Genomic DNA, 16,892 nt, shown 5'->3' with positions numbered 1-16,892 from the left:
CTTCCTCATTAATCTCCTTTCAGGCAGCTCGCATACTGGTTGGCTAATTGGTTCAAAAACGCTGAATAGCTTGTTTTACCCAGTTTGATATTCGTTCCGAGCGGATCCAACGTTCCCATTCGAACGGATGTCCCTCTCGCGACGGCTTCAACGACCGCTGGCCTGAACTGTGGCTCAGCAAAAACGCAGGTTGCTTTTTGCTCAACCAACTGTGTTCTTATTTCATGTAAACGCTGCGCACCAGGTTGAATCTCAGGGTTCACGGTAAAGTGACCAAGCGGTGTTAGTCCGTAGTGTTTTTCGTAGTAGCCATAGGCGTCATGAAAAACGAAGTAACCTTTTCCCTTGAGCGGCGCGAGCTCGTTACCTACCTGCTTATCGGTTGCGGCTAATTGTGCCTCAAAATCCTTCAGGTTGGCGTCAAGTTTGGCTCGACTTTGCGGCATAAGTTCCACTAATTTTTCATGGATTGCAACCGCTGAGGCCCGTGCTATCTCTGGGGAAAGCCAAAGATGCATGTTGTAATCGCCGTGATGGTGATGCTCGTCACTTTTTTCACTGCCAGCATCATTATGTCCATGATCGTCATCATCGTCGTCAGTACCTTTCATGAGTAACGGTTTCACGTCATTGAGCTGCGCAATCGTTACCTGTTTTGCGTTAGGAATATTCTTGACTGATTTTTCCATAAACGCTTCCATCTCAGGTCCAATCCAAACGACTAAGTCCGCGCCCTGTAAGCGTTTTACGTCTGAAGGACGCAATGAGTAATCGTGTTCGGAAGCCCCGTCAGGCAGCAGAACCTGGGTGTCAGTAACCCCGTCAGCAATGGCTGAAGCGATAAACCCCAGTGGCTTAAGAGAAGCCACGACAGCGGCATTTGCCGACTGTGTTGCACTACCCCAAAGAGCAGCGGATAATGCTGCGAAAAGAAGCGTATTTTTATGTAACATAATGCGACCAATCATCGTAACGAATGTGAGAATTGTGATATTATAACATTCTATAACTTCTGCAAGACTAAAATTGATATGACGACTTTGGTTTCACTGGAAAATGTCTCGGTCTCTTATGGTCAACGCCGCGTCCTCTCTGACGTATCGCTTGAACTTCGACCCGGTAAAATATTGACGCTTCTCGGCCCAAATGGTGCCGGGAAATCTACGCTGGTGCGCGTTGTATTAGGGCTGGTAGAGGCTGATGAGGGAGTTATCAAGCGTAATGGTCGATTGCGAATTGGCTATGTGCCGCAAAAACTGTACCTAGATACTACGCTTCCGCTGACGGTAAGTCGGTTTATGCGCCTGCGTCCCGGCACCAAAAAAGAAGATATCCTTCCGGCACTGAAGCGTGTTCAGGCCGGACATCTGATGAATGCGCCGATGCAAAAACTCTCTGGCGGGGAGACACAACGCGTCCTGTTGGCCCGTGCTTTATTGAATAAACCTCAGCTACTAGTGCTTGATGAGCCAACCCAGGGCGTGGATGTCAATGGGCAAGTCGCGCTGTACGATCTTATCGACCAGTTGCGACGTGAACTGGATTGCGCCGTACTGATGGTTTCTCATGACCTGCATCTGGTGATGGCAAAAACCGATGAGGTACTGTGCCTGAACCATCATATTTGTTGTTCTGGTGCGCCGGAAGTGGTTTCCATGCACCCGGAATTCATCTCAATGTTCGGACAACGCGGTGCCGAACAACTCGGAATTTACCGTCATAATCATAATCACCGCCACGATTTACAGGGTCGTATCGTCTTACGCCGAGGAAATGGTCACTCATGATTGAATTGTTATTACCCGGTTGGTTAGCCGGGATCATGCTGGCCTGTGCCGCTGGCCCACTCGGCTCGTTTGTGGTCTGGCGTCGAATGTCTTATTTCGGTGATACGCTGGCCCACGCTTCGCTGCTGGGGGTCGCCTTTGGCCTGCTGCTGGATGTAAACCCTTTCTATGCGGTCATCGTCGTCACCTTGTTGCTGGCAGGCGGTCTGGTATGGCTGGAAAAACGCCCCCACCTCGCAATCGATACTTTATTGGGCATTATGGCCCACAGTGCACTGTCATTAGGGCTGGTTGTCGTCAGCCTGATGTCCAACATCCGTGTGGATCTGATGGCCTATCTGTTTGGTGATTTGCTCGCCGTGACGCCAGAAGATCTTATCTCCATCGCCATTGGGGTGGTTATAGTTCTGGCGATTTTGTTCTGGCAGTGGCGCAACCTGCTGTCGATGACCATCAGTCCGGATCTGGCATTTGTGGATGGCGTGAAGCTGCAACGCGTTAAGCTACTGCTGATGCTGGTCACAGCATTAACTATTGGCGTGGCGATGAAATTTGTCGGGGCGTTAATTATCACCTCGCTGCTTATTATCCCTGCGGCAACCGCCCGTCGCTTTGCCCGTACGCCAGAACAGATGGCAGGCGTTGCCGTTGGTGTGGGAATGATAGCGGTTACAGGCGGGCTGACCTTCTCGGCCTTCTATGACACCCCGGCAGGTCCTTCCGTGGTGCTGTGTGCTGCGCTGCTGTTTATCTTCAGCATGATGAAAAAACAGGCGAGCTAATGCGTATTTTAGCCGGATGGAGGCTATCGCCTTATCCGGCTTTTTATTTCATGAGCGAAATGCTTCCCTTCCCGCGGTTTATTAAATGTTTATCCCCACAGCCACATAATCAGCGTTAGACTATAAAATAGATTTTGTAAATTTAGCAATTACAGTCAATTACCATAAAATCAATCAGTTAATGAAAAATCGCCTTGGACAATTTCGGGCAATGTGAGTCATTTCATCGCCCCAAATCATGCCCCGAACTGATTTTTGCCCCCAAATTTGCCCCCAAAAATTAACAATCGATGGTGGTCTAAGCTGCCGCTAATTTATGCACGTTATGAAACTACAACCATCAGCAGAATGTTTAAACCACTCTGGCAGCATGGCCGTGTAATTTGCTTAGCTGATGGCTGGTAAGAATGGAAAAAGGAAGACGACAAGAAACAGCCTTGCTTTATTCATCGGGCCGATGGTGCCGTACCGGCTGATAAATTTATACGGCACGCGGTGACGCGTGCCGTTGGAAATGTGAAAAATCAGGGGCCCCAGTTAATTCAACCAATGTGACGCAGCATTACATTGCCAAATTCATAGCTACCATTTGATATAATTGAAATTATCATGCTTTCTACTTTTAAAAACAGCCAGTGGCTACCTTTACAACTCATTGATTATCTAAACTTTGATTTTAGTTTTGGGGGAAGAGTTTTCGCCAAGAATCCAAGTTTTTCGCCGGCACATTCAACGCACTACCACTATTGGCAAACCTCGATGATAAAGCTTTTACTGCCGCTCAAGTCCGCTATGAGCGAGAAGCGGAAGTTGGCAAATGCTGACGAAGTTGATGGTGCATGTCAATCAGCGGGAGGCAAGTCACAAATACTAATTCTTCCTGTAGATCTCCGTTCGCACTTGTGTAAATTTTTTGCTCGATGGTATTGGTTTTTACAGCCTTTTTTAATATTGTCTCGAAAGGGTGAATGAGTGTTAACACCAAGATAGGCTTGGAAGCCACATACTTATTTGAAGAGGAAACAGATGTTTTACTAAAAGTAATTGTTTCACATAGGTTGTTATCACTGATTTAAGATAGCATCTATTACGATATCTTTTAAAAAGGAATAAATAATGAATGTAAGTTCCAATGGTGGGTTCCCGCTATATGCCAATTTAAAGAGTGTATGCAATACGAATAATAATTGTTTCCCACCATTTTCAACTCTAGACAGAGAGTTAGCCACTTTAGCAAAACAGCTTACGATTCTTGATGATCTCCAAAAAAATGTAGAAAAATCTGGCGAACAGTGGGATATAAATAATAATTACCGTGATGCATTATTAGATTTCGTCGAATCGATGGATAAACTGCATGATATAGCATATTTGATAATCAGAAACGTCTCTAGTGTGGCTGGGGATGAATCACTTGCTAATTCTATCGACTGGGTGAAAAAGTATGAGCATAAAAAATATGAGCTTTTAAAAGGCTCTATCAGTAAGGATCATGAATGGATCCGACTTGTTTCGAATTTGAAAAAGCATGATGACGTTCGTGTTGGTTTTTTAAATATGACTACTCGTTCGGGAAAAACTGTTTATGGATTTTTTTTTGGTGTCATTAAAGATGGCGTATTTACGCCGAACTCTGATATTCACAAGCAGTACAAGAATGATGCTACTGCTTTTTCTTACAATCGTTTCATTAATCAGTCGATATCACATTTATTAAAAATAATCAAGGAATTAAATAAGGTGTTATTCAATGGTGCCAGAGGAGATGTCAATGAACATTCTTGTAGTGGCATCATTAAAATCATTCAGATTGCCGAGCGGGTAGAGCAAGTTTTCTTTCCGGATGAATATAAAAGTAAGATCCTAACAGTCCGAAAAAACAAAAATTCTTATTCATTAACGTTCAATAAAGTTAATTATGTTGACAAGTTCGAATCATCGGGGCAGTTGATAATGTTGGAAAATCAAGGGCGAAATGGTTATAAAATGCCTTATAGCTCTATTATATTTGATTGATTGTTTTGAAAAATCGTTGTTAGACCTCATCTATTTAAGATGAGGTCTTTTTAAAAACTTGCTCTTATGGCAGATGTTAATGAGTAGTAAAATAAGTATCACATCATTTATAGTAACGCATTAATTATATTTAGAATAACTAGGCAATCAAAATATAATAAGTAACTAAAAATATTTTTAACTGTGATTAAAAATTGTAAGTACGCACACCTAATTAAGGTAGTAAGTTTATTTTTTTATAGTAGTTTTTTAGCCTTCTTTTGTACGTATCTTCACTTCTATTGTTTAAGTTATCCAAAACTTCTTCATATTCAACTTTAAAATCTCTAATTCCCAATAGATTTTCTGTTTCAGCAGAAATAATATCAATAGCGCTAGCTAGTTGAACTCTACCTAAATGATTAGACGCATTCCATGAATACTTTGGTGAGTGATTAAGCATGGCTATAAGCTTAACTATCTCATTCATAACTAATTTCTTATCTAAGTCCTCATAAGACGACTCAATAAAATCAGGATATCGATACCATTTGAACTCATCTATTATGGAAAAGTCTATTAAACTTTTTCTTGGCGCAAATGCTGCCTCTGGGATTTTTTTTAACTCAGATACTAACTCTTGTTTTATAAATACTCTTGCACCTTTACCTGCCCCTTCAAGTCTTACTGCGTCGGTTACTGCACCACCACATATGAACATACCCAATTTAGTGTTTATTTTATCGGGTTCTACGATCTGCCCATTTGCCAGCCCTCCCCTACAAAGAATCCCACCCAGTACACTTGTCCACATTATATCTCTAGCTACATTAACTACTGTATCCGGATCGTCCGACCATATGAATGCACAATCAGAGAGTTGGGCTACTTTAATATTTTTTACACTTTTTGTGGTTTGTACCAATATCCTCCTAAACTTCAATAATAGTTTTGCACAAAACTGATGCTCTGAAAATTTGCTATGATAGCTAAAATTATGTGATGAAAAATCATTTTCACTGATTTCTATTTTTCCTTGAGTTAAGGCTCCAACTCCAAGGATATCTACAAAAAAAACTGCTCCAGTATATTCTTTCAAAACATATCCTAATTGTAACTATAATCATTAAACCTAAAATAGGTTCTCAAAGTACCACTATCTCTTATCATACCAGTAACATTACATTTTAATTTAAATTCCATCACATTTTGAATCAATAGCATTAGTAAAATAATCAAAGTCCGCTTCTGGCACATAGCAGCCCTTAAGCGGTAACTCGCCATCATGGGGTGTCGGGGGTCGGAGGTTCAAATTCTCTCGTGCCGACCAAAAATCCTTTAATAACCAGCCTGTTACGGCTGGTTTTTTTATGTCTGTTTTCTGAAAGGGGAAGCTTCGGGGAATCACTGGGAAAAAGTCCGTCAAATGTTGTCTCTTAATCGCTCTCGAACACAATGATTAAGGCCCCCTTCACTTTCGGAATTCATCAATTCACAAAGAAATCATTCCGATTTATTTTACAAGCTCCGTTTAAATCTTTAACGGTGCGCACCACTTTTTCTTACTGCCCAATACTTTTAGTCTGACATATGGCTGGAGGTTTCTATGTGTGGACGCTTTTCATAGTCAATGACACAAGAGGACTATCTTGCCCTGCTCGCTGAAGAAGGTGAACGCGACATTCCATACAATTTTGAACCAACTAGCTGATTGAATGCGGCAAGATATCAAAATCCTTCTGCAGTTAAATTTATATAGCTCGCGGTTACGCGTGTTATATAGAATGTGAAAACAATGAAAATAAAGTAATAACTATTAAGGCAAATTGGCATCCTCGACTAATTTTGTCAATTTATCTATAGATAACGGCTTTGAGTAATACCATCCCTGTACACCGCACTCAGGGAACATTTCAGTTAAATAATTAACCTGAGTTGATGTTTCCACACCTTCGAATACGACCTTATGAGTTATATCTTTAAAAATCTCTACCAATCCTGATAATAAATTATTACTTATAGAGTATTCATCGATAGAGTCTGTAATTGATTTATCAATTTTAATTTCATCTATTTGTAAACTTGACAGCCAGTTTAAATTTGAATAGCCCGTCCCGAAATCATCAATGGCTATTGAAATACCTTTATCATTAAATAAAGAAATTACCTTTTGGAGTGAATTTAGATCCGCACTCTGTCTTTCTGTTAATTCCATCATTATCATTCCGGGCTTTATATTTAATTCATCGATCATCTGAAACACTTTTCTTTGAAAAGATTCAGACAAAAGATCTTGAGAACTAACATTAATGCTTATAAAGACATTAAATTTTTCAGAAAGAGACCTAGCTTCTTTTACTACCATTCGAAATACAAGATTACTTACATCTTGAATTAAATTATATCTCTCTGCAATAGGGATAAAAATATCAGGAGCAATGCTACCAATATCATGGTCATCCCATCTAATAAGTGCCTCTACACCAATAACCTTACCGGTTTTTATTTTATAAATAGGTTGATATACAAGATATAATGATTCATTTCTTATGGCATTTTTTAATCTTGATACTAATGATTGTTTGCGTGCAACCTTTTGATTATAAACAACACCTAAAAGAACACCTGTTACAATAGATGTAAATGCAATCAACAATATCATTAACCAATTATCGAAACTCACCCACGGGAATTTCACTCCTCCCATGACACAGATGTCATGTTTTCCATTACAACTTTGTGTAGTAATAAGTCCTAACTGATAGGATTTATCATGTTTAGCCTCCTCAAGCAGATCGACCAGATCACCAAACCTAAACAAATGAAGAGAATGATCTCTATTGCCGACAATTGCTGAAAATCCTTTCTCTTCATGGTCTGTAGCAAATCTGTTAAAAGCAAATGGTGAAATCGTTATAGCTAATTTTTGGTTGCTTAGTAAATCAGCTTTAACATTATTTTCCAACAACACGCCAAAAAACCACGTCAAGTTATCCTTTTCAACTTTTCTATCGTATATGTTGAGTAATAATGGTGCTGGCAACTTGCCCCACAACGCAGTACAAGTAATTGCCCCATTAGAAATAAATGATATATCCTTTATAAGTGCATAAGGCCATAGAGCGATTCTTACAGCATGAAGCTGTAGTTCACTACAGGGACTATAAGCATCAAACATCTCATAACCATCATTTATTTCATCAATCTGTTGAATGAGACTAACACTTCTATTCAATACTCGTTCTGTATATGAACCGATACGCTCCTTATATATATAATAAGTAGAAATCTCAGTTAACGACAAAAACAGCAAAAATGAAAATGTGATTGATATCACATAGGGCTTAAGTTTAGTCAATTTGTAGTTCTTTATCACACAAACCTCTTAATATATCTTAACCCTTTGTGACAACATACATTCCACTATCAATTTACAATGTTGAACATACAATTAAAATAGATTATCGGCAACAATAGTTGTTTCTTTATACTTTCCATTAGAAACCAACATCATACTATAGTACAAAACTATATAAGTGAGATTTATGTCTCCATCTCAATCAAGTACATGTCTCCCTACATGTACAAACATCGTGAACATGATAGCATTCAAGGAGACTGAGTATGATGAGGGAGCGTTCTTCCCCCGATGCTGGTGTTCGGGTAAAACCGATCATGACACTGTCGGCGCTCAACATTGACGCCAGCAAGTATGGGAAGGAACAGATTAGCTGTACTGTTCAGGAAATGTTTGAAGAGGCTGATTGTGGCTGGTTTCAGATTAAACGCCTTGAACCGTCATATTGCTAAAGTACAATCCGCCGTGACTGGCAATCATTCAATACTCGCACTATCGAACGTTCGCCAGTTCGCCGCCGCCCGTTCTTGCATACGACGACGCGGTGGCGTCTTCTCAACACCGCGGAGGAAATTTTTTGTATAGCGTCGCCCCCCCCTACATCATAAATTATAGCCACACGTTTTCTTGACTCACCTGCAGCAATCAACATTCCAGCCTGCGCCCACTCTTCTGCGGTTAACTTTAGTCCTCTTGCACAAAAGACGTCGATATATCAGCCAGCGAGGAAACAGAACTGGCGGCGTTGCGAAGCTATCGTACTGAGTTACGTCGCATCGATTTGTGTTCCGCCCCTGATATTAACTGGCCTGAATATTCGGTTGAGTAGGCCATTCAGGATTTGAGGTATCTACCCGGTTAAGCAAGACACGGTATTTCTTCCACTCCAGTAAAAGTGTGGTTTCAACCTTCGTTGCCATGTCCAGATCAACAGCATCCTGTAAGGGGGCTATAGCGGATGTTGCGACCGCCAGAAGATTTATTTTTTCCTGTTCGGCCAGCATCAGAAGATGTTGATTTTCCGCATCGGTATCGTGGACCCACTGTGCTCCATCCCACTTAACAAAATGGCCTTCCGGCGCGACGGAAACAACATCGTCAGGTAACTTATCTAACTGGTCAATCGTGGTAGCTTTCCCGGTTTGAATGTCGTAGACAATTTTCCCGCGATGGTCCTCAACCAGTGACCATTTTTCTGACTTAAGATTAAATACAGCGACAAAACCGGCCTTTGCTGGCGGCGGAGAAATATTGGTACTGTAAGCAGGTAATCCGGTATTAGCAGGGATACACCCTTCACATTTCCCAATATATTCATTTGTATCTGCACGAAGGTTGTAGAGAGTAATAGTCCGGTTTTCTCCGGTCATTTCAAAAGTCATCAGGCAAGCCTCACAATATAGTTAAACGCAATATTTTTGACAGTGTTTTCCGCGTTACCAGTAGCGTTAACAGTGACGGAGTGTCCGTGTGAACCAATAGCAATGGAGTGTGCATGAGTGCCAATTGCAACAGAGTGCGCATGGTTACCAGTAGTGTTTGTGACGCCAGACCAGGTTCTGGAAGCGTTAAAGTTTACAGGAACACCATAAGTAAAATTAGAACCTGTAAAACTTTTAGCCGCTGTAGAGCCACCAAGTGTAAATGCTCCACTTGCTGTATAGAAGCTACTATTATCACTTCTGAAGTAACCGAGAGTACCAGTAATTTCCATAGTACCTCTGTTGTGGTTATGGTCACCGGTAGTGTTTGAAGTCTTAGTGCCGTAATCAAACGATGATGTGGTTTTAGTTCCCAAATCCGTACTGGATGCGCTGGCTCCGTGGGTATGCGATATAACTCCATCCTGTTCATACGAGAGTGCCGCACGACCGTTCGGTTTACCCTTAATCGCCTGGCCTCGCATATCCGGGATAACACCCGATGGATACGCAATCGCAAGCAATGGATAGGCTGCTTTATCGAAAGGTTGCCCCTGCATTAAAGCATACCCTTGAGGAGTTGTATCAGACGGCCAGGGAATAGGTGCGCCGACCGGAAAAGAATCATCAGGCACCCAGGGAGTCCATGCCTGCGTTGAATGCTTGCTACGTGTATAACTGCGGGATGAATTGTACACGCGGTAAATCTGTGTCACTCCGGCGCTTCTCAGTACCATCAGAGAACCTGCATTATTCTCCGGGTAATTCAGTGCCGTACTGGTATTAACATTCATATCCTGAGCATACAGCCCCGGCGTCTGGAAATTGTCCAGATTTTGGTCTGCACCAATCATCAAGACTTGCCCGTTAAAAATATCCTGTGAGGTGATGTAAATATCATCTGTAAGCGCTTTTTCGTTTACTCTGCGCGTTGAAGGCACCGCGCCAGCTGCTAAATTTATCGTTTCTACCAAACCAAGGTATGTGATAATTTCATTTATTGAGTTTTTAGCAATCAACCCACGCCCGGTCGTCGTCAGATCCGTCAACATCAACGTATTTTTACTGCTAAAAAATGGCAATTTACTTCCGGAGGTAGACAGCCCGGACAGCGACGTCAGTATTTCATTTAGCGGCTGTTTACCCGCTAACGCATTGAGCATCGTGGTTGCAAAGTTAGGATCATTTCCTAATGCCTGCGCTAACTCAGCCAGCGTATCCAGAGCTTCAGGGGATGAGCCAACTAATGCAGCAACCGCAGCCTGAACGTATTCGGTATTCGCAATCTGTTTGTTACTGACACTTAATGGCGGTGTGGGGGCAGTTGGAGTCCCTGTCAGATCCGGACTGTCCAGTGGGGCCTTCTGGTTTGCCAGGTCTTTGACTTTTTTAACGGCTTTCGGTGTCGCTGCATAGGCTTCACTGTCGCTGTCGTCATCGCTGCTTAACTGCACAAGCCCTTTCTGCGTGGTGCTGGCGTCTCCCAGCTTCAGACTTTCAACAATATCCCTCGCTTCATCACGGTATCCCTGTGAGGCTACTGCCGCGCTTTCAGCGCCAGCCATTGCGGCTTCGGCGCGCTGAGTATCATCAGCTACAGCAGCTTTCAGTTGCTCCGAAACCTTGCCTGCGGCTTTCTCCGCAGCGTCTGTCGCCGCTGTTTCAGCGGCCTCCACTGCCTCGTTCCGGGAAGTCAGCGCCTCATCTCTGGCCTGTTCTGCACGGGTGACACTCTCAGCGGCTGCATTTTTCTGTTTCTCAGCCTTTTCGGCTGACTGCAGGGCTGATGCATCACTGGAAGATGCCGATTCTGCACTGGCTGATGCCGCAGCCTCTGATTTAGCAGCCTTTTCGCTGTACTCCCTGGCATGCTGTTCACTTAGCACTGCAGCTGCCGCGCTGTTATCACCCTGTTCTGCCGCCTGCGTGGCCGTAAGGGCGCTTTCACGCGCTGAGGTTTCAGATACGGCTGCATTACCGGCATGTTCACCCGCTGTTTGTGCTGCTGCAGCAGCACTTCCGGCACTTCCTGCTGCTGACTGTGCCGAAACTCCCGCTTCCTCCTGCGCTTTCTGTACCGTATCGGCGGCGATTTTTGCCTGTCCGGCCTGCTCCGTCGCTGTCTGTGCAGACTTTGCCGCACTGTCCGCATCCGCTGCACAGGCCAGAACGTCCTGCGCGGTCTGTCGGGCATTATCATCAGCAGAGCGGGCAGACACATCAGCAGCATCTGCAGAGCGTGCTGCCTGCTTCTGTGACTCTGCTGCAGCCGTTGCAGAAAGGGCTGCCGAATCCTTACTTTGTTCCGCTGACTGTGCAGCCTGTTCGGCGCGTTCCCGATCCTTTTCTGTTGCACCGCTCAAATCCACTACACGGTTTACCATTTCTTCAAAGCGTTTCATCACCTCCGGGCGCAGATCTGCATCTTTTGGTGCATCGAGAAACGCATTCAGGGTATCCGGCGCATCAGTCGGGGCCACGTAAATGTCGCCAGCCACAGAGGGCGGAACCCCTTCCCGCATCAGTGACACACTGTAATAACCCGGTTCAGCCTCAATGCTGTAGTGGCCGTTCGCGTCTGTAACAGTGGATGAAATCACCTCCACAACAACGGTCGGGCTGGTTTTCTTCGCATTAAGCTGAATAGTGCAACCCTGTACCGGTTTCCCCGCCCCGTCTTTTAATACGCCAGAAATTTGTACTGACATATGTCATTACCTCTTGTTTTCAGCAATAAAAAAGCGCCCATTCAGGCGCTCGTTTCTGGATTCAGGTATCAGTAAATGCTGATACCCGTGCTGTTCTTCTTCACCACCATGACCAGCAGGTTGCTGATATCAGCCCAGGCCCCGCCGCCATACCCCCTGGATGAAACCGTGAAGCTCAGCGTCACATTTCCACCTCCGGCTGGCATATCAAGAACCCTGCTGAATGATCTCGCTGTAATCGCGGGTTCTGAGTTGTATATCTCTCTGCCGTTGTGCTTCACCACAAGCCCACAGTCTGTCCATATCTCGTTGCTTGTCTCTGATTTTGCCTTTCCTCCTGCAAAGGTGATGGGGGGAATGATTATCTGCCTGTCAAAATGGTGGTCATCCTGTATCTCAACCGTGAGGGTTCCATTCGGGTAATTAGCGCTTCCGGGGAAAGCTCGCCCCACGGCTTTAACGATATCGCCGACAATATTCTCTGCCCGCATTGTCCCGTTAATGGTGCAGTTTTCCGCTATCGTCACATTATTGAGGGTGCCGGAATTCGCGCTGATATTACCGCTGATATCCGCATTACGGGCAGTCAGCCTGCCGTCAGGCGTCAGCATAAAGGTCGGCGGGTTCCCGCCACTGGTGATGCTCGGGGCCGTCAGATATTTGAGGAACACCTCGTTCATAAATATCTGGTTGCCCTGCGCCACAAACATCGGAGTTTCATTGCCGTTCGCCGGGTTGATAAACGCGATACGGTCAGCCGCCACAAGGAACTGGCTCAGTTTACCTTCTTCCGTATCCTCCATGCTCAGGCCCAGACCAGCCACATAGTGCTTCCCGTCTTCGGTCTGTTCAATCTTCACGCCCCACATGGCATTCCACTTGCCGTTCGCGTCCTGCCACTCTTTCGAAAACTGATCCAGCCGGCTGGCGTTGTCTTCTGTCAGTTCCACCTTCTCCAGCAGTTCTTTGCCGAGGTGGCTTTCGGTGATTTCCCCTTTGAAGAAGTCCAGATAGCCCGCCGCATCGTTGCTGGCCTGGCCTTTAGCCTCCACGAACGCCGATTTCCCGATCTGGTTCACGGCCCGGATATAGAAGTAATAGTCTTTACCTGGTTTGATACTCGCGTTTGCCGCAATCCAGTACAGCGCCGTGCCGAGATAACGCGCATCGCTTTCCACCTGGCGGATATCGGTTATCTGCGTATCCGTAAACCAGAATTCATACTGCACCGTGGGGTCATATACCGCCTGACGCGGGGTGGCGGTTATCTGGAAATAGCCGGGAATCAGCTCAACATAAGACGGTACAGCCGGCGCGGCGATACTGAAATCTGTGCTGGCAGGCTCACCCTGCTGGCCCTGGGGGTTCACCGCCCGTACCGTCAGGGTGTAGCGCCCCGGCGCCAGGTTGCGGAAGGTGTGCTCCGTTTCGGTCAGGGTCAGGCTGCTGGCCAGGCGGGCGCTGTTATCTTCCGCTTTCACCGTCAGGCGCAGGAAGAAGTTAACGCCTTTCACCACGCGCGGCGTGTCCCAGCGCGCCCGCGTCTGATACTGCCCGTCCTCTGCCAGAATCTCCGTGGTGAGATGCTGCACGGCGGGCGGTGTGTTCGTAATACCTGTGCCGGGCAACGGGTCAAACTTCGCCCCGTTGTCCACGATGCTCTCTTTCTCCGGAACATGCTGCACGGCGGTGATGGCATACGTGCCGTCATCATTCTCCCGTATGGCCACGCAGCGAAACAGGCGCTGGCGCAGGTCCGGCAGTTTCAGCCCCCACACGCTGTACGCCGCCACGCCATCGGGTAACTGGCCGACGGTCACGCGGTCCGGGGCCGGATGTGCGGTGACCGCGACGGTAACAGGCTGGCCATCGCTACCCACCAGGTTCAGCACTACATTGCCGCCTGGCGGAATTTCCACCTCGCGGTCCAGGGTGAGCGTACGGGACAGACTGTCGACCGACAGAACGCGTCCGCCCACGGTCACGCCGGCATAATCACTGTCGCAGACCTCAATGATATCGCCGGGAACATGTCGCAGTCCTTCGGCTCCCACGGAGAAATCCACCGTCTGCGTTTCCAGCAATTCGGTGGTGATGGCCCACAGTCCGGCACGGTGTGCCTGCCCACGGCTGGTACAGGCGAATGCATCCATCTTCAGGACGTTGCGACCGTAGCGCCGTATGGCAGCGTCATTTTCCACCAGTTCGGTTGACGTTTCCCAGCCGTTGTTCGGGTCGGTGTAGCGCACCTCGGCGGCATTGTGGCGCTCTTTCTGTGCGCTGAAGCTGTAGACGAACGGCGCACCGTCAGCGGGCATCACCACATTACTCTGTGTGTAGGTCCAGACTTTATCGGCGGGCCGGTCCTGCACAAAGGTCAGGGTATTGCCGTTCCAGACCGGCATGCAGCGCATCAGGGAACAGAAATCCCCCAGCACGTCCCACGCTTTACGCTGGTCCGTCAGATACGCATTGCAGGTAATACGCGGCTCTGTCCCGCCAAAACCGTCAGGAACAAGCTGATCGCAGTAATGTGCAATGGCATACAGCGCCCACTTGTCCACATCGGCAACACCGATGCGGCTTCCCATGCCATAGCGCGGGTGGGTCAGCATATCCAGCACACACCAAGCCGGATTATCTGTCCAGGCGGGTTTAAACGTCCCGTCCCACAGCCCGGAATACATCCGTTTTACCGGATCATAATTCGACGGCACCTGTACGATACGCCCGCGCAGGAGATAGTTTCGCGTGACCTGTTGGCTGCCAAACTGCTCCGCGTCCACTTTTACCCCGATAACGGCGGTATTCGGATAGCGTTGTTTTACATCAATGATTTCGGTATAGCCCGACCACACCGTTTTGTTCTGCAGCAGGTCTGTCGTACTGTCATCAGTGATACGTTGCATGCGAACTTCAAACGGCCGGGGCGGCAAATCATCGATCACCACAGATGCCAGAAACTGCGTGGTTGTTTTACCTGTAATGGTGATATCCCGTTCCGTTCGCCACAGCCCGTCCCGGCGAAACTGGATCAGCATCTGTACGCTGGTCGGGTTGCGGTCGCCTTTGGTACTGGTACTGACCAGAGACTGCACACCAAAGGTAAAACGCAGACGGTCCACCGTTTTAGCGGTAATGGTGCGGGTCACCGGCTCTGACTTCTTCACCTCCACACCCAGCAGGGTTTCAGCACCGGAGTCTTCGAACCCCTCCATCGCGGTCTGCTCATCCTCCCCCACGCGGTAAACCACGGTGACACCGTGAACCATCGCATTACCGTCGCTGTCGAGGACCGGCGTTTTGTTAATTCTGACACTTTTCAGCCCGTCCACCGGACCTTCAATCGGCCCCTCGCAGATGGCATCAACAACGGTCAGCATCTGGCTGGATTTCAGGTCGTCAGGAGCCTCATGCGGCGTTTTACTGCTGCCACCACCCTTACCCATAATCTGTTCCCTCTGAAACGACAAAACCACCCGAAGGCGGTTCTGTTTTAATATAAATATGCTGCAGTAAATCATCGACCGATGATCACCACCTGCCCGCCGCCGCCCTCATCCCGTGTGCTTATTTCCTGGGAGATCGTGCGGGAGCCGACCAGCATTTCACCGTACAACACCGGCAGGGCATTCCCCTGCGCCACCATGTTGTCCAGTGACGAAAAATAAGTGTTCTGTTTGCCGTTATCGGTCTGCCGGGACGAGGGGATTTTTGCCTGCGGCGTCAGCATCTGCGCCACACCACCCAGCATCATGGCTGCACCCATAGAAAACAGAACTGAGGATATCGAAATACCACCGGCAGATAACGCAGCCCCCCAGGCTGCCATTGAAGCGCCTGCCGTAAAAAAGGACGCGCCTATTGCCACAGCACCCAGCACGACCTGAAACAGGCCACCGGATTTTGCCCCTGCCATACGCGGGACAATATGAATAATGGCCCCGTCCGGCAGCGGTTCATGCAGACGGGCTGACACGCTGGTTTCATCCACATCCTGACCGGCGATGCGTATCTGATACCAGCCATCATTCATTTTCTGCCGGAAGCCCGGAACCTGTATGGCCAGCGCGTAAATGGCCTCGGCCCCCGTTTTTATACTGAGGCTGAAGCGGCGGCCAAATCGTTGTAAATCCCCGTGAAGGCAGAGTCGTGCCATGCCCGGTGTCGCCATATCGAGTGTGTGCGGCGTTGCCATTTTTCAGAATACCTCTCGCGTTTACTGAGCTGGTCAGGAATATGGTGCAGCAGTTCGCCGTCGCCGCAGTAAATCGCGGCATGGTTGGCAACTGATGAACCAAAACAACAAATCAGAATGTCTCCGGGCTGTGCCTCTTCAACATTCACCCGGTAAAAACCTGTCGCCTCCAGATTATCCAGATACAGATTCTCTCCCTGCTTCCACCAGTCCTCCCCCCGCGCAAAATCCGGCATCTCAATACCCGCCAGATGGTACGCATCTCGGAACAGGGTGTAACAGTCCGTTACCCCGTGCTCAAATGCCCGCCCGGTGAGGAATGGCATGCAGCGAAATTTGTATACCCGGTCATCGCAGACCAGCCACCACGGCAGGCCACTTTGCACCTGCAGGCGGCGATCAACATCGCTGAGAAACGGCTGGCCATCGGGATGGCTGTGTACCAGGGCCACCACATCGCCTGCCGCCTGCGCCTGAAGGTAATCTGCCGGATCCATGCGGAAATACAGGGTCGGTTCAGCGGAAAGATTCTGGCAGGGAAAATACCGCTCCCCTGCGGGCGTGTTCACCACCCAGCCACACGATTCAGCCGGCGTGCATGCTGCAGCATGCGCCAGGAGTGTTTTTTTCATGGGTGTATCCA

Annotated in this window: 13 protein-coding genes and 4 pseudogenes; 8 read left to right on the top strand and 9 right to left on the bottom strand. The window is 47.3% G+C overall.

The window, feature by feature from the left end; all coding sequences use genetic code 11:
- Window positions 1-8 precede the first annotated feature (8 nt).
- Entirely contained in the window at window positions 9-953 is a 945-nt protein-coding gene (znuA, locus tag B9P82_RS03735) for a zinc ABC transporter substrate-binding protein ZnuA (protein WP_131381109.1), read from the bottom strand.
- A gap of 78 nt (window positions 954-1,031) precedes the next feature.
- Here znuA and znuC point away from each other — a divergent pair, with 78 nt between their 5' ends.
- From znuC to B9P82_RS03715, 5 genes and pseudogenes are all read left to right on the top strand, one after another.
- Window positions 1,032-1,787 (top strand): zinc ABC transporter ATP-binding protein ZnuC, encoded by a 756-nt coding sequence (znuC, locus tag B9P82_RS03730; RefSeq protein ID WP_016152761.1) that lies wholly within the window; start codon window positions 1,032-1,034, stop codon window positions 1,785-1,787.
- On the top strand, window positions 1,784-2,569 hold the full coding sequence (znuB, locus tag B9P82_RS03725; protein WP_016152760.1) for a zinc ABC transporter permease subunit ZnuB: 786 nt from the start codon (window positions 1,784-1,786) through the stop codon (window positions 2,567-2,569). The genes znuC and znuB overlap by 4 nt, the downstream gene beginning before the upstream one ends.
- A 291-nt stretch (window positions 2,570-2,860) precedes the next feature.
- Window positions 2,861-3,124: pseudogene (locus B9P82_RS28845) on the top strand (SOS response-associated peptidase family protein); the annotation flags it as partial.
- Between the two features lie 54 nt (window positions 3,125-3,178).
- On the top strand, window positions 3,179-3,541 hold the full coding sequence (locus B9P82_RS28205) for a hypothetical protein (RefSeq protein WP_143704260.1): 363 nt from the start codon (window positions 3,179-3,181) through the stop codon (window positions 3,539-3,541).
- Window positions 3,542-3,685: 144 nt separating this feature from the next.
- Window positions 3,686-4,585 (top strand): hypothetical protein, encoded by a 900-nt coding sequence (locus B9P82_RS03715; RefSeq protein WP_063406872.1) that lies wholly within the window; start codon window positions 3,686-3,688, stop codon window positions 4,583-4,585.
- A gap of 214 nt (window positions 4,586-4,799) precedes the next feature.
- Here the strand turns inward: B9P82_RS03715 and B9P82_RS03710 are convergent, their stop codons facing one another.
- Window positions 4,800-5,663 (bottom strand): hypothetical protein, encoded by an 864-nt coding sequence (locus B9P82_RS03710; protein ID WP_101699960.1) that lies wholly within the window; start codon window positions 5,661-5,663, stop codon window positions 4,800-4,802.
- Window positions 5,664-6,194: 531 nt separating this feature from the next.
- On the opposite strand from B9P82_RS03710, the pseudogene B9P82_RS28655 reads away from it, so the two are divergent.
- Window positions 6,195-6,266 (top strand): annotated as a pseudogene (locus B9P82_RS28655) (SOS response-associated peptidase); the annotation flags it as partial.
- Window positions 6,267-6,380: 114 nt separating this feature from the next.
- Here B9P82_RS28655 and B9P82_RS03700 read toward each other — a convergent pair.
- On the bottom strand, window positions 6,381-7,922 hold the full coding sequence (locus B9P82_RS03700; protein WP_246842090.1) for an EAL domain-containing protein: 1,542 nt from the start codon (window positions 7,920-7,922) through the stop codon (window positions 6,381-6,383).
- 275 nt (window positions 7,923-8,197) lie between these two features.
- Between B9P82_RS03700 and B9P82_RS03695 the strand changes: the two are divergent.
- Window positions 8,198-8,349: pseudogene (locus B9P82_RS03695) on the top strand (DinI-like family protein); the annotation flags it as partial.
- Window positions 8,350-8,477: 128 nt separating this feature from the next.
- Here B9P82_RS03695 and B9P82_RS03690 read toward each other — a convergent pair.
- Window positions 8,478-8,607: pseudogene (locus B9P82_RS03690) on the bottom strand (helix-turn-helix domain-containing protein); the annotation flags it as partial.
- A gap of 60 nt (window positions 8,608-8,667) precedes the next feature.
- On the opposite strand from B9P82_RS03690, the gene B9P82_RS03685 reads away from it, so the two are divergent.
- Window positions 8,668-8,751, top strand: coding sequence for a tail fiber assembly protein (locus B9P82_RS03685; protein WP_371412078.1), 84 nt, complete (start codon window positions 8,668-8,670; stop codon window positions 8,749-8,751).
- Here the strand turns inward: B9P82_RS03685 and B9P82_RS03680 are convergent.
- The 5 genes from B9P82_RS03680 to B9P82_RS03660 form a co-directional block, all read right to left on the bottom strand.
- Window positions 8,723-9,304 (bottom strand): tail fiber assembly protein, encoded by a 582-nt coding sequence (locus B9P82_RS03680; protein ID WP_101699956.1) that lies wholly within the window; start codon window positions 9,302-9,304, stop codon window positions 8,723-8,725. The genes B9P82_RS03685 and B9P82_RS03680 overlap by 29 nt on opposite strands.
- On the bottom strand, window positions 9,304-12,051 hold the full coding sequence (locus B9P82_RS03675; RefSeq protein ID WP_101699955.1) for a prophage tail fiber N-terminal domain-containing protein: 2,748 nt from the start codon (window positions 12,049-12,051) through the stop codon (window positions 9,304-9,306). Before B9P82_RS03675 ends, B9P82_RS03680 begins: the two co-directional genes overlap by 1 nt.
- Window positions 12,052-12,119: 68 nt before the next feature.
- Window positions 12,120-15,500, bottom strand: a complete 3,381-nt coding sequence (locus B9P82_RS03670; RefSeq protein WP_168188432.1) for a phage attachment tail tip protein J — start codon at window positions 15,498-15,500, stop codon at window positions 12,120-12,122.
- A 71-nt stretch (window positions 15,501-15,571) separates the two neighbouring features.
- The gene (locus B9P82_RS03665; protein WP_101699953.1) at window positions 15,572-16,249 is read right to left on the bottom strand and encodes a tail assembly protein; all 678 of its coding nucleotides are present in this window, start codon (window positions 16,247-16,249) and stop codon (window positions 15,572-15,574) included.
- Window positions 16,147-16,881, bottom strand: a complete 735-nt coding sequence (locus tag B9P82_RS03660) for a C40 family peptidase (protein ID WP_101699952.1) — start codon at window positions 16,879-16,881, stop codon at window positions 16,147-16,149. The genes B9P82_RS03665 and B9P82_RS03660 overlap by 103 nt, the downstream gene beginning before the upstream one ends.
- Between the last annotated feature and the right edge of the window lie 11 nt (window positions 16,882-16,892).

Origin of the sequence: Citrobacter sp. L55 (genome assembly GCF_002850715.1) — a bacterium.
Lineage (GTDB): Bacteria > Pseudomonadota > Gammaproteobacteria > Enterobacterales > Enterobacteriaceae > Citrobacter > Citrobacter braakii.
The sequence above is the reverse complement of the archived record's forward strand: the minus strand, read 5'-3'. Positions and strand labels throughout refer to the sequence as shown.